A 14,711-nucleotide genomic window follows, 5' to 3' on the forward strand; every position below is an offset into this window, starting at 1 on the left:
TCGGTTATTTTTCCAACAGAGGCCTTTTTATTTTGTAACCTAATAGAGAATTGTAAACTTTAATAGTTTAGGATTGTTTAAAATAAATACAAATGAAGCGGATAATCATCGTTGTCTCTTTCGACCAATAAAAGTGTATTGTATTGATAATGAGGACTAAAAATATAAGACTTTTAATAATATGAAAGCATCATTGACCATACAGACAGTGTTTATTATCATGTGTGTGGGAGCTAATTTAGTGGCGAGCGCACAGCACCGATACGAAAAGAGTGATACAACTCGAGCTAAACATAATCAGATAGTGCAGGATTCCATTCAGAAAATCAATCCTGACGAGATGAGGGACCGCTCATCTGATAAAAGGAATATGGAACAAACGGGACATACCGACATGCAGCACATGCAAATGGATATGAATATTCCGATGACTCACGCCTTCTCCTTAAATCTTCCTATGACCAGAAATGGTTCAGGTACTGCATGGCTTCCTGATGCATCACCGATGTATGGGGTAATGTTATATGCTAAAAAATGGATGTATATGCTTCACGGCAATATTGATCTACGCTATACCAAGCATGACCTTACTAATAAAGGCGCAAGAGGAGATGAGAAATTCGATGCTCCTAATTGGTTTATGGCAATGGCCCAACGGAAAGTCGGAGAAAATGGACTTTTTCACTGGAATGCTATGATTTCTCTAGATCCCTTAACCGAGGGCGGATATGGTTACCCCTTGCTTTTTCAATCTGGGGAAAGTTGGAACGGCGTCCCGTTGATTGACCGACAGCATCCGCATGACCTCTTCTCGGAATTGTCCGTCAGCTATACCCATGCCTTTTCTCCAAAAACAGACCTTATTGTGTATGTGGGCTATCCGGGGGAGCCCGCCATCGGTCCGGTAGCTTTTATGCATCGGCCTTCTGCTCTTTCAAATCCTGATGCGCCGATCTCTCATCATTGGACAGACGCTACTCACATTACTTTTGGCGTTGCGACTTTAGGGTTCCGGTATGATAAATTTAAGCTGGAAGCCTCTTCCTTTACCGGACGGGAACCGAACGAGAACCGCTATAATTTTGATAAACCGCGTTTTGATTCCTGGAGCGGTAGGTTTTCGTTCAATCCTTCAAAAAGTTGGGCGCTACAAGTATCGAAGGCATATATAAAGAGCCCGGAACAACTGCATGCCGGTGAAAATGTTAACCGTACTACTGCCTCGGTTGTTTATAGCAAGCCATTTGGTGCGGAAAATTGGTTAAACACAACAGCATTATGGGGACTGAATAAAGCCAAAGACCATGATGGTGAGAATGCAGCACTGCTTGAAGCCGAACTGCGTCTGCGAAGACTTGCACTTTATACTCGTTATGAGTGGGTGCAGAAATCGGTTGAGGAGCTCGGTCTGGATAAAAGCACATATGGAAAAGAGACTTTGTTTCCGGTAAACGCCATTACTCTTGGATTCAATTACGATCTCTTCAATCTTGGCCCGATCCGACTGGCCGGAGGCGGACAGATGACGCTATATGAGGCTGATAATCGTCTTGACGCATTGTATGGAAAAATCCACTAGCGGGAGAAGTTTTTATCAGGTTGTACCCGAAACTTATGAAATAACAATATAATGTCAATTAACTAAATTTTTAATTATTCAAAACAACGATTATGTCACATCAACAGTATCAGAATTGCATTGACGCATGCTACACATGTGCAATAGCTTGCAGCCATTGTGCTGCAGAATGTTTAAAGGAAGAAAAGGTTCAGGACTTGAGAAGATGTATCCAGTTGGATCTGGAATGTGCGTCTACTTGTAAATCCGCAGCAGATTTGATGAGTCTGGGAAGCAGTTTCGGTTCTCATATCTGCCGTGTATGCGCCGATGTCTGTAATGCGTGCGCAGACGAATGTGAAAAGCACGCTCAAATGGGTATGGAACATTGCCGTGAATGTGCTGACGCTTGTAGAAAGTGTGCCCAGGCATGCGAAGAAATGGCAACCGCGGCTTAGATTTCTTGATAAAGACGTAAAAATTCTATATGTCATTATATATGTGAGTTTATCAACTGACATATGTAGCAAAAATGATGATCTTCTTCTTAGTATCGGAACAAAACATCCTCCAAGCAGCCAACTTAGGGGATGTTTTATTTAGTCATATAAAAATTAATTTCTTCTACACACTACAACTTTGTACAAAAGCTGTTTATTTACTTTATCAATACATAATAATTGTAGTTTTGTCTACGTATTAAAATTAACATATGACGACGTTATTTATTAAGAATATGGTTTGTAACCGCTGCATCATGGTCGTTAAGAATGAACTAGATAAGCTTGATTTAGCGGTTACAAATATAAAACTGGGTGAAATTACCCTTGCAAATCAATTAACTTCCAACGAAAATGAAGTTTTGGGCAAAGCCCTGATACCATTAGGTTTTGAGATAATCGATGACAAAAAAGGCCGTATTATTGAAAAGATAAAGAATATTATTATTGAGTTGGTTCATCATCAGAATAACGATACCAGAACCAATCTTTCGGATGTGTTAAGTAGCAAACTAAACCACGATTATAACTATTTATCCAACCTATTTTCGGAGGTAGAAGGTACTACCATTGAAAAATATTTTATAGCCCAAAAGATTGAAAAGGTAAAGGAATTACTGGTATATGATGAATTGTCTTTGAGTGAAATTGCTTTCCGCATGAATTATTCAAGCGTGGCTTATTTGAGCAACCAGTTCAAAAAGATAACCGGACTGTCTCCAAGCCATTTCAAACAGATTAGAGAAGATAAAAGAAAGCCGTTGGATGAAGTTAAGTAAATATTAGAGCACTCTTAATGAGAATGCTCTATTTTGCGGATTTCATCCGCAAAATTAGATTTAACGGCCCCCATTCCATAAATCTTACAAATCATTCCCAAAATTACACAATAGCCTGCATGATTATAATGCCCAATTTTGTAGTGTAAAGTAACACAACCGAAATATGGCTATAAATAATCAGAATACGAAAAAAGATACCTATCCGGTATTGGGTATGACCTGTGCTTCTTGTGCAGGCAGTGCAGAGAGCATTGTAAAGCATGAGCCAGGAGTTGTTAATGCCTCAGTGAACTTTGCTACGGGCAATCTTACTGTTGAATATCTACCAAATATGACCGATGCCGCCAAACTGCAAAAAGCCGTTCAGGGCGTTGGATACGATTTACTTTTAGAAGACGAAAGTAAGCAGCAGGAGACGCTGGAAGCGATCCACGCTCAAAGATACCAAACGTTAAAAATTAAAACCATTTGGGCACTTGTGCTGTCACTTCCCGTGGTGTTAATTGGTATGTTCTTTATGGATATGCCTTATGGCAATGAAATAATGTGGCTGTTCTCGACCCCTGTTGTATTATGGCTGGGCAGGGACTTTTTCATCAATGCATGGAAACAGGCAAAACACCGTTCCGCCAATATGGATACATTGGTAGCCTTGAGTACAGGCATCGCTTATATATTCAGCGTATTCAATATGCTGTTTGCCAGTTTTTGGGAACAACGGGGTTTAGAAGCTCACGTGTACTTTGAGGCGGCAGCCGTAATTATCGCATTTATCCTGTTAGGGAAGTTGTTGGAAGAAAAAGCGAAAGGAAATACCTCATCAGCCATTAAAAAACTGATGGGCTTACAGCCGAAAACGGTTATTGTAATAGAAGTAGACGGTACTGAAAGACAAAAAGCCATTGAAGACGTGAATGCAGGTGATACAATCCTTGTAAAACCCGGAGAAAAAATAGCGGTTGATGGTATGGTAACTTCCGGTAGCTCTTATGTTGATGAAAGTATGTTGAGCGGTGAACCTGTTCCCGTCCTGAAAAATGAAAACGAAAAAGTATTTGCAGGAACAATCAACCAAAAAGGAAGTTTCCAATTCAGAGCGGTGAAAGTAGGTAAAGAAACTATGCTTGCTCAAATCATAAAAATGGTGCAGGATGCCCAAGGTAGTAAAGCGCCTGTACAGAAACTGGTAGATAAAATTGCAAGTATCTTTGTTCCGGTAGTGATTGGTATTGCTATCTTAACGTTTACCCTATGGCTGGTTTTGGGAGGAGAGAATGGTGTAGTTCAAGGATTATTGGCAGCCGTTACCGTATTAGTTATCGCTTGCCCCTGTGCGTTGGGGTTGGCTACCCCTACGGCAATTATGGTAGGCGTTGGCAAAGGTGCGGAAAAAGGCATCCTGATTAAAGATGCTGAAAGTCTTGAATTGGCCAAGAAAGTAAATGCAATCGTATTGGATAAAACCGGAACGATTACCGAAGGCAAACCACAAGTAACAGACATTAAATGGTTAGATAATGATGATGTTACCCAAGCCATCTTACTAAGTATCGAAAGGCAATCAGAACACCCATTGGCAGAAGCCATTGTGAAACATCTTGACGGTGTAGCAACCGCCTCAATATCAATGTTCAACAGTATTACAGGAAAAGGTGCAAAAGCTGACTATAACAACAAAACTTACTACGTGGGGAATAAAAAGCTTTTGGCGGAAAACGATATCTCTGTTTCTCAGACATTGCAGCAACAGGCCAACGAGTGGGGGAAACAATCAAAAACGGTTATTTGGTTTTCAGACAGCAAACAGGCTCTTTCGGTATTAGCCATATCGGACAAAATAAAAGAAACATCGGTACAGGCAATTAAAGAAATGCAGGATATGGGGATCGACCTCTATATGCTTACCGGTGATAATGAAGCAACGGCGAAAGCTATTGCCGAACAAACAGGTATTAAACATTATAAGGCAGAAGTATTGCCACAGCACAAAGCAGACTTTGTAAAAGAGCTACAACAACAGGGAAAAACTGTTGCAATGGTTGGTGATGGCATCAATGACAGTACCGCTTTGGCAACCGCCGACGTAAGTATTGCTATGGGTAAAGGAAGTGATATTGCTATGGATGTAGCCAAAATGACTATTATTTCATCGGACTTGACCAAAATACCACAAGCAATAAAATTGTCGAAACAAACTGTATCCACCATTAAGCAAAACCTGTTCTGGGCGTTTATCTACAACCTGATCGGTATTCCGATTGCAGCAGGTATTCTTTACCCGATAAACGGTTTCTTGTTGAATCCCATGATTGCAGGTGCGGCTATGGCGTTAAGCAGTGTAAGTGTGGTAAGTAACAGCTTGCGTTTGAAGTGGAAAAGGTAAATCAGTAAATCTCACAAATCAAACAAGAAATTGCATAACAATACTAAACTATAAAGTAGTGTAATTTGCATTATCAAATAACTCAAAATTTTTAAACAATGGAAAATAAACAATTTCAATTCAAGACGAACATCAATTGTGGAGGATGTATCGCATCCATAAAACCACATTTGGACAATGGAGAGGGCATTTGCCATTGGGAAGTAGATACGGCTAATAAGGACAAGTTGCTAACTGTTACCGCCGATGGTGCAACTGAGCAACAGGTTATCAGCATCGTTGAAAATGCGGGGTTTAAGATAGAGACCATCAATTCCTAGTATTCAGAAGATTCGTTAGAAACTAATCTTAGATGGGCATAATAATATAATTGTTGTGCCCATTCTTACTTTGCATACAAAAAATTAGTATTGTTTACAAAAAATAGTCTAAATTTGCATTAAGATGAGGTTTGTTATAACTGAGGTATATGTCTAAAATACTAAAGATATTCTTAAGTGTATGCTTACTGGGATTTTTTCTAATCCCAGGAGAAGCTTCGGCATGCTCATCGCATACCAGCAAAATCATCAAAAAAGAAAAATCTTGTTGCGATCATTCTTCAGATCATCAAAGTAAACAAGCTTGTAAAAAAGATTGCTGCAAGGATGACGAAGGTACAGATACTGATTGTTCGGGAAATTGTGGACAGAAATCTTGTCACAGTTCTTTCCCTTCGTTTTGGATTCACGATACTAGAGAGTCTCAGAACACCTTTCTTCCTGAGAGCAAAAAACCATTCCCATTATATAGTCAACCCTATTATTCATCAGGGTTTCATTCCATCTGGCAACCGCCTAAAATAGCTTAAAAGCTGGCTTGATAGCCAAAAGTATGTCTTGTCGAGAGCTGAACCAGTTTTCGACAATCCCCTATTTTACTATTTTTTACTAATAATCAACAAAATGAAATCGATATTAAAAGTATTGATGGTAATTCCTGTATTACTATCAAGTATAAATAGCTTTTCCGGAATCAAAGCTACAAATGAAGTGACTCAAATCACATCTCAACTTACAGCAGTTTCCGGCAGCTATTTCTCTATCAAAGATGCGCTGATAAGCAGCAATGCGAGTACCGCGGCTACAAAAGCGAAAAATATGGCTACCGCTATTAAAGCCGTGGATATGGGTAAGCTTTCCACAGAAGAACACAATGCATGGATGAAGGTTATGCAAGATTTGACCCGTAGTGCGGAAGCGATCTCAAAATCCAAGGACATTCAACAGCAAAGAGAAGCCTTTAACTTGCTTTCCAAAAATATGTATGAACTGGCAAAGGAGTCAAAACAACCTGTACCGGTATATTACCAACATTGCCCGATGGCCAACAATGGAAAGGGAGCAAACTGGTTAAGTAAGGAACCTGCTATCAAAAACCCTTATTACGGTAATAAGATGTTGACGTGTGGAAGTGTTACTGAAACTATCAAATAGCAATTACTACATGAAAATTATGCTATTCGCTCTGGTCGTTTCAACTGTGCTGACTTCTTGCAACGGAAACTCCAATGAGACCGCGAAAGTTTCGGAGCAACTCGTGACGGAAAGTAATCAAAAATCCTTCAACAAAGGCGATATCGTACCCAGTGATCTAGTGTGTATGGTCAATGATGAATATATGGGAAAGAAACAATTCGAAGTAAGTTTTGAAGGAAAGACGTATTATGGTTGTTGCCAAATGTGCAAAGAACGTATACCAAAGGACCAATCGGTTCGTATGGCAATTGACCCTCTTTCAAAAAAGCAGATAGATAAAGCGACCGCCCTGATCGCTATTACCGGCGACCGTGGGGAGGTGTCCTATTTTGAAAATAAAGCTACATATACAAATTACATAAAACAGTTTTAATTATTAACAAAAACTCATGACAATGAAACATTTATTTCTAGGCTTAATCGCCTCTTCAGTACTGACTTTAACAGCATGTAACGGAAACGCGGAAAAAAAATCGGAAAGCACAGCGCATGCGGATCATGCTACTGAAACAATTCCTTCCGTCAATGATGCTACATCCATCGAACAGGGAAATTTTTCTGAATTGTATGCTCATTACCAACATTTAACATTTGCCCTGTCGTCAGACAATGATAAAGAAGCCGCCAATGCCGCTAAAGGCATGTTGGAGGCTCTTCCTAAAATCAAGTCAGATGGATTCAGTACGGAAGAAAAAAACACGTACGATGATATTGCTGCCGATATCCAAGAACATGCTGAACATATCTCAGACAACGTGGGCAATATCGCTCATCAGCGTGAGCATTTGGTTACACTTAGCGAGGATTTTTACGATATAGCAAAGACGTTTGGCACAGACAAACCTTTATATAAAGTTTATTGCTCGATGTATAATGACAACAAAGGTGCATACTGGTTAAGTGATAGTAAGGAAATCAAGAACCCATACTATGGAGCGGATATGCTTACCTGTGGAGAAGTTCAGGAGGAGTTAAAGTAAGATCAAGGATTTTTTAGCATACAGGTTTCAATTTTAATGAGAATCTGTATGCTAAATTAATATGGCAAAACTGTATATGTATGCTTAATAAAATTATTAAATACTTTCTCAATAATAGAATAATTACCATTCTACTGTTGATTGTAGTGGTCATTTGGGGGCTTATTACAGCGCCCTTTAATTGGCACCAGAACGTGTTGCCAAGTGATCCCGTTCCTGTAGATGCGATACCGGATATTGGTGACAACCAGCAGATCGTAGCAACGGAATGGATGGGAAGATCTCCCAAGGATATCCAAGAACAGATCACATATCCCTTAACGACATCCCTTTTGGGGATTCCGGGAGTAAAAACAATCCGAAGCAGCTCCATGTTCGGCATGTCATTCCTTTATATCATTTTCGAGGAAGACGTCGAATTTTATTGGAGCCGTTCCCGAATATTAGAAAAGCTCAATTCGTTGCCTGCTGGTACGCTCCCAACAGGGGTTATACCCTCATTAGGTCCAGATGCTACGGCGCTGGGACAGGTTTATTGGTATACCTTAGAAGGACGCAATCCTGAAACCGATGAGCCGACCGGTGGTTGGGATCCCGAGGAACTGCGTACCGTGCAGGATTTCTATGCCAGGTATAACTTAGCAGCATCAGAAGGGGTTTCCGAAGTGGCTTCCATCGGTGGGTTTGTGAAAGAATATCAGGTTGATATCAATCCTGACGCTATGCGTGCTTATAACGTCTCCGTAATGGACATTATGTCCGCCATTCAAAATAGCAACCTCGATATTGGTGCGGAAACGATCGAGATTAACAAGGCAGAATATCTTGTGCGCGGACTGGGTTATATCAAGAGTGTCAAAGATCTCGAAGATGCGGTGGTAACCGTACGGAACAATGTGCCTGTTAAAATAAAAGATGTAGGATTTGTAAACTTAGGGCCAGCCACACGACGTGGGGGGTTGGATAAGGAAGGTGTCGAAGCCGTGGGGGGTGTTGTGGTTGCCCGGTACGGGGCAAACCCGATGGAGGTGATCAATAACGTCAAGGCAAAGATCAAACAAATGGAAGCAGGTCTTCCCCAAAAAACATTAGCAGATGGTACAGTTTCCAAGGTAACAGTAGTTCCTTTCTACGACCGCTCAGGATTGATTCAGGAAACGATCGGAACATTGGAGAATGCTCTTGCCCATGAAATCCTGATCTGTATCATCGTGGTCATCGTATTGGTAATTAATCTGCGTGCATCCATATTGATTTCAAGTATCCTACCGATTGGGGTACTGGCCACATTCATTATCATGAGGCAAATGGGTGTAGAGGCGAATATCGTGGCCCTTTCAGGTATTGCAATCGCTATTGGTGTCATGGTAGATGTCGGGATTGTCTTTGTAGAAAGTATCCTACGATATATGGATGAAGAACGAGCCAGGGGTGTTGAAAGCCGAGGAAAAGCTTTTGTAAACTTAATTTCCAAAGCCGTATCCGAGGTGTCGGGAGCCTTGTCAACAGCCATGCTCACTACGATCATCAGTTTTTTGCCTGTTTTTGCCATGGAGGCGCAAGAAGGAAAGCTATTTAAACCGCTGGCCTATACCAAAACTTTTGCTCTAACTTCAGCTTTTCTCTTAGGAATCATCGTATTGCCAACACTGGCATATTACGTTTATTCGATTCGATTGAACGGTAAGAAGCTGCGCCAGTTTGCCAACTATTTCTTAGTGGCAGCAGGTATTGGACTTTGGATATACTCGGGCGTTTTTATAGCGTTTGCTTTGACCCTGATCGGAGTAAACAACTTGTTTACACCCAATTGGAAAGGCGAAAAATTCGCCAACTACATCAATGTAGGTATTACTCTCTTCGTAGCAATGTACTATCTGACGGTGGAATGGCTGCCGCTCGGCACGCAGGCCAGTACGACGCTTAACTTTGTATTTGTGTTTTTGGCAATTGGAGCCATCCTAGGAATGTTGTGGGTATTGGTGATTTATTACGAGCAAATTTTGCGTTGGTCGCTTTCCCATCGATGGAAGTTTATGGCCATACCTATCATAACCTTAGTGTTCGGATTGTTGGCTTGGATGGGAACCGAAAGAAGTTTCGGGTTTGTAGCCAAAGGCTTCGAGACATTCGGATGGAAATCGTTCAAGGAAACAGCTTTTTGGCAGAAATCCACCGAAACGTTCCCAGGTATTGGCGAGGAGTTTATGCCCAGTTTAAATGAAGGTTCCTTCTTGTTGATGCCTACCAGTATGCCACATACCGGTATTGAACAAAACCTGCAATTCATACGGACATTGGACAAACGCATTCAGAATATTCCTGAGGTAGAACTCATCGTAGGTAAATGGGGACGTGTAAACTCTGCCCTTGACCCGGCACCTACCCAAATGTTTGAAAATACCATCAACTATATACCGGAATATATTTTGGACGAAGATGGTCATAGAGAGCGTTTTAAAACCAATAGTGATGGGCATTTTGAACTGATTAACGGAGATACCTACGATCTGGATCAAGGATTCAGACAAATTCCACGAGATAGCCTTATCATAGATAAAGGCGGCAAGTTCTTTCGTCAGTGGCGTCCCGAGATAAAAACGGCGGACGACATTTGGCAAGAGATTGTCAATGTTTCCCATTTGCCGGGCCTGACTTCAGCGCCAAAACTGCAACCAATTGAAGCAAGACTGGTCATGCTTTCTACTGGTATGAGAGCTCCCATGGGTTTAAAAGTATCTGGTCCTGACCTTGAATCGATAGAAGCGGGCGGAAAAGCATTGGAAACTGCCTTGAAAGATATTCCATCGATCATGCCATCTACGGTTTTTTACGACCGTGCAGTAGGCGCGCCTTATATTGAATTGCATTTGAACAGGGACAAGATGGCCCGGTATGGGATTACCGTAGCAGAGCTTCAGGAAGTAATCAGTGCTGCAATCGGGGGTATGTCTTTGACTAATACAGTAGAAGGACGTGAGCGGTTTCCCGTTCGCTTACGTTACCCGCGCGAATTAAGGGATGATCCTGATGCACTACGAAAAATAATCATACCTACAGCTACCGGCGTACAAATACCTTTGGGTGATGTCGTTGACATTGAATACGCAAAAGGTGCACAAATGATCCAAAGCGAAAACACATTTTTGTTGGGCTACGTCATCTTTGATAAAATAAGTGGTAAGGCTGAGGTAGAGGTCGTGCGCGAAGCCGATAACATCTTACAGGAAAAAATAGCTTCTGGGGAATTGACTTTACCCGATGGGGTAACGTATGTATTTGCGGGTAATTATGAACAACAAGAACGTGCGGCAAAACGTCTACTGCTTATCATACCGATGAGCTTATTGGCTATTTTGCTAATTCTTTATTTCCAATTCCGGACAGTTACCGCTTCCTTGATCCATTTCTCCGGGGTGTTTGTAGCGCTTGCAGGAGGTTTTATTTTATTATGGTTATATGGACAGCCTTGGTTCATGGACTTCTCTGTGGGGGGGACGAATATGAGGGACTTGTTCCAGATGCACAGCATTAACCTCAGTATAGCTGTTTGGGTAGGCTTTATAGCCCTCTTTGGGTTGGCCACAAGTGACGGTGTACTAATGGGTACATATATACACGATACGTTCGTTGCCCGAAACCCTAGAACAAAAGAAGAGATCAGGGAGGCCGTTGTCTATGCGGGGTTAAAGCGCGTGAGGCCCGCAGCGATGACTACCGCTACAGCATTGATAGCGTTGTTACCGGTATTGACCTCAACGGGTAAAGGAGCAGAAATAATGGTGCCGATGGCGATCCCAACATTTGGGGGGATGCTGATCCAATCCATGACCATGTTTGTAGTGCCGGTATTCCAATGCTGGTGGAGAGAATCGGCCCTTAGAAAGGAAAACAGGTCAAAAAATAAAAATCAAATAACTGATGAAAACGAATAAAACATATATAACGTCGATCCTATTTGTAGTGTTAGGTTTCTTTTCGAATGCTTTCGCCCAGGAACAAACGAAAGATTCACTATCACACTACATCAAGGTCGCAATAGAAAACAATCCCGGCGTAAAGTCACAGCGCTTAGTGCATGAAGCCTTCCTTCAAAAAATCCCGCAAGCGGGAGCTTATCAGGATCCGGAACTATCCTTGGAGGCATACACAATGCCCATGGAAATTATTGGTGGCCGATCCATTGGAAATATCAGTTTAATGCAGATGTTCCCTTGGTTCGGTACGAGAAAGGCAGCCCGGACAGAGGCAACCCATATGGCCAATATGCAAGATCAGCAATACCGGGAAGCCGTGGATAACCTAATTCTGCAGGTCAGCACGCAATGGTACACGATGCAAAAACTGAATGAGCAGCTACACAATAACGAAGAAAATAAAAAAATATTAGATCAGTTGGAGCAATTGGCCTTGAGGAAATTTTCTTCTCCACCCAGTACTGCTCGACCTACTCCGGTTCCGACCGTTAGTAGCAATGCTCCCTCCACACCTTCAACATCCACTGCCTCATCGGGTATGGGTGGTATGAGTATGGGAAAAGGTTCAACGACGGCGCCAGCTACTAACCCCGGCACGAATATGTCGTCCGGGGGGGATATGGGCGGAATGGCAGGAGGTTCAGGGCCGGGTATGTCAGAGGTACTCCGCATCCAAATGGAAATTGCTGAAATTGAAAATAATATTGAAAGCCTACATTCTCAAATCAAAGCTGAAAAAGCGAAATTCAACGCACTATTAAACAGGGATGCCACCGAAGAAGTTGTATTGGGAAAGGAGATATACAAAGTGGAATTTTTATATAGCGAAAAGGAGGCTTTGGCATTTATTGAACAAAACAATCCCATGCTTGAGATGATTTCGGAGGAAGGTTTGGCCTTCAAAGCAAAAGCCGAGATGGATCGAAAAATGAGTTATCCCATGATCGGTATCGGAGCTGAATATATGGTTGTTGGGAAAACCGACAATATGATGCTCGCCATGGAGGGTATGAACGGGAAAGATATGATTATGCCCATGGTCTCGGTGACCCTGCCGCTCTTTCGTAAAAAGTATAACGCCCAACAAAAGGAAGGCCAACTGTGGCGGAAATCAACTGAGGAAAACTTTAAAAATACTTTCAATTCGTTGAAAAGTGAATACTACGGGTACAAAAGCCAATTGGACGATGCGGAACGGGTTGTGAAATTATATGAAAAACAGACAATCCTTGCACAAACAACCTATAATTTGATCGTAAAGGAGTTCGTAACCGGCAAAAGTGATCTGACCAATGTCATCCAGGTGCAGCGTCAATTGTTGGACTATCAACTTCGAAAAGCAGAAGCGCTTGCCAATTATAACACGATGGTCGTGTCAATAAAGAAATTATTAGCGGACAATAAGTAACGAACTATTCAAAGAAATTAGTAATGAATAAACTGAAAAATATATTTAGAAACAATATAGTAAAATACGGAGCTATATTGTTAGCCGGACTACTACTGGGTTGGGGGATCTTCGGAGGTGGTGCGTCCCATGACCATAGTCATGATCTTGAAATGGAGGTAACCGAGGAGGGCGCTACTGTGTGGACTTGTTCCATGCACCCACAGATCAAAATGGATAAACCGGGCAAATGCCCCCTATGTGCGATGGACTTGATCCCATTGAAAACATCCGGTGGTGGCGACGATGTGGTTGACGATGATGCGATCCAAATGTCAAAAGAGGCAATTGCATTGGCAAATATCCAAACCTCCATGGTTGGGCATCAGGATGCAATTAAGGATGTACAATTGTACGGTACCATCCAAGTGGATGAACGCTTACAACAATCCCAAACTTCCCACGTCAACGGTCGCATAGAGAATCTATATGTAACCTTTACCGGCGAATCCGTCAAGGAAGGTCAACTGATAGCCAAAATATATTCCCCGGACCTTTTAACAGCACAGCAAGAATTACTGGAAGCAGCAAAATTGCAAGATCTGCAACCTTTATTACTTGATGCAGCTAAAGAGAAATTGCGCTTATGGAAAGTTTCAGAGGAGCAGATAAATAAAATTATAGAATCCAACAGCGTTTCTCCTTATGTAAACATTCACGCTAATACAAGCGGTGTTGTCACAACCAAGAATGTGAACCAAGGGGATTATATCAGCCAGGGAAGTGTGTTATATACCATTTCGAACCTTTCAAGGCTATGGGCAATTTTCGATGCCTACGAAACAGACTTACCGTTTTTAAAAGTTGGTGATCAGCTGGAATACACTTTGCAGAGTGTGCCGGGAAAAGTATATAAAGGGCGGATAGCTTTTATAAATCCAATGATCGATGCGAATTCGAGAACCGCAAAGATTAGGGTTGAAGCCGATAACCGTGATCGCAATCTCAAACCGGAAATGTATGCGACAGCGCAAATTACCGCTCCATTAAAAGGGTACGGTAAGGAGATTGTGATTCCAAAATCAGCGGTATTGTGGACAGGAAAGCGTTCAATCGTGTATGTAAAGCAACCAAATACCTCAACACCGGCGTTTAAACTTCGGGAGGTTGTATTAGGACCCTCATTGGGTGATCAATACGTCATCATGTCGGGATTGGAAAATGGCGAAGAGATTGTTACAAACGGTGCTTTTACGGTAGATGCGAGTGCCCAACTGGAAGGAAAGGTCAGTATGATGAACAATGACGGATCGACGGTACAAAGTGGACATCAACATGGTAATATGGAAAATTCCGCTAATAAAACACACGATATGCTAAAGGTTTCCGGGAACTGTGAGATGTGCAAAAGCCGCATCGAAAAGGCAGCGAAAAGTGTTAAGGGGGTAATATCAGCAAACTGGGATGTAAATGCCAAAGTCATCCATCTGGACTTCGATTCAAAAGTAACTTCAAAGAGCAACATAAGCAAGGCTATTGCCAATGTCGGTCATGATACAGAACTGGACAAGGCTTCTAAAGCAGCTTACGATGAATTGCCGAGTTGTTGTCTATATGACCGTTAAAC

At 41.8% G+C, this 14,711-nt stretch carries 12 protein-coding genes; all 12 read left to right on the forward strand.

All coding sequences use genetic code 11. The features are described from left to right. The first annotated feature begins 181 nt into the window (after positions 1 to 181). The 12 genes from FM107_RS08430 (at position 182) to FM107_RS08480 (ending at position 14,709) form a co-directional block, all read left to right on the forward strand. Positions 182 to 1,579 carry a hypothetical protein gene (locus tag FM107_RS08430; RefSeq protein WP_086948074.1) on the forward strand — a complete coding sequence of 466 codons (1,398 nt, stop codon included), beginning with the start codon at positions 182 to 184 and terminating at the stop codon, positions 1,577 to 1,579. Positions 1,580 to 1,839: 260 nt separating this feature from the next. Further along, entirely contained in the window at positions 1,840 to 2,016 is a 177-nt protein-coding gene (locus FM107_RS19965) for a four-helix bundle copper-binding protein (protein ID WP_256959439.1), read from the forward strand. A gap of 254 nt (positions 2,017 to 2,270) precedes the next feature. After that, a complete protein-coding gene (locus FM107_RS08440; protein WP_086948076.1) occupies positions 2,271 to 2,837 on the forward strand; it encodes an AraC family transcriptional regulator in 567 nt (188 codons plus the stop codon). Between the two features lie 166 nt (positions 2,838 to 3,003). Continuing rightward, positions 3,004 to 5,223 carry a cation-translocating P-type ATPase gene (locus tag FM107_RS08445; RefSeq protein ID WP_086948077.1) on the forward strand — a complete coding sequence of 740 codons (2,220 nt, stop codon included), beginning with the start codon at positions 3,004 to 3,006 and terminating at the stop codon, positions 5,221 to 5,223. Between the two features lie 98 nt (positions 5,224 to 5,321). Further along, positions 5,322 to 5,543, forward strand: a complete 222-nt coding sequence (locus tag FM107_RS08450) for a heavy-metal-associated domain-containing protein (protein ID WP_086948078.1) — start codon at positions 5,322 to 5,324, stop codon at positions 5,541 to 5,543. Positions 5,544 to 5,692: 149 nt separating this feature from the next. Then, positions 5,693 to 6,073 (forward strand): hypothetical protein, encoded by a 381-nt coding sequence (locus FM107_RS19340; RefSeq protein ID WP_143559456.1) that lies wholly within the window; start codon positions 5,693 to 5,695, stop codon positions 6,071 to 6,073. 94 nt (positions 6,074 to 6,167) lie between these two features. Then, positions 6,168 to 6,698: a DUF3347 domain-containing protein gene (locus FM107_RS08455; protein ID WP_256959427.1), complete on the forward strand. Its 531-nt coding sequence runs from the start codon at positions 6,168 to 6,170 to the stop codon at positions 6,696 to 6,698. 10 nt (positions 6,699 to 6,708) lie between these two features. After that, a complete protein-coding gene (locus FM107_RS08460; RefSeq protein WP_086948079.1) occupies positions 6,709 to 7,113 on the forward strand; it encodes a hypothetical protein in 405 nt (134 codons plus the stop codon). Between the two features lie 22 nt (positions 7,114 to 7,135). After that, the gene (locus tag FM107_RS08465) at positions 7,136 to 7,720 is read left to right on the forward strand and encodes a DUF3347 domain-containing protein (protein WP_256959428.1); all 585 of its coding nucleotides are present in this window, start codon (positions 7,136 to 7,138) and stop codon (positions 7,718 to 7,720) included. 80 nt (positions 7,721 to 7,800) lie between these two features. Next, a complete protein-coding gene (locus FM107_RS08470; RefSeq protein WP_086948081.1) occupies positions 7,801 to 11,655 on the forward strand; it encodes an efflux RND transporter permease subunit in 3,855 nt (1,284 codons plus the stop codon). Beyond that, positions 11,642 to 13,105, forward strand: coding sequence for a TolC family protein (locus tag FM107_RS08475; RefSeq protein WP_086948082.1), 1,464 nt, complete (start codon positions 11,642 to 11,644; stop codon positions 13,103 to 13,105). The genes FM107_RS08470 and FM107_RS08475 overlap by 14 nt, the downstream gene beginning before the upstream one ends. Positions 13,106 to 13,128: 23 nt before the next feature. Next, complete coding sequence (locus tag FM107_RS08480; RefSeq protein WP_086948083.1) at positions 13,129 to 14,709, forward strand: efflux RND transporter periplasmic adaptor subunit; 1,581 nt, start codon at positions 13,129 to 13,131, stop codon at positions 14,707 to 14,709. Positions 14,710 to 14,711: the final 2 nt, after the last annotated feature.

The organism is Sphingobacterium sp. JB170, from assembly GCF_900163865.1.
In the GTDB taxonomy this organism is placed as follows: Bacteria; Bacteroidota; Bacteroidia; order Sphingobacteriales; family Sphingobacteriaceae; genus Sphingobacterium.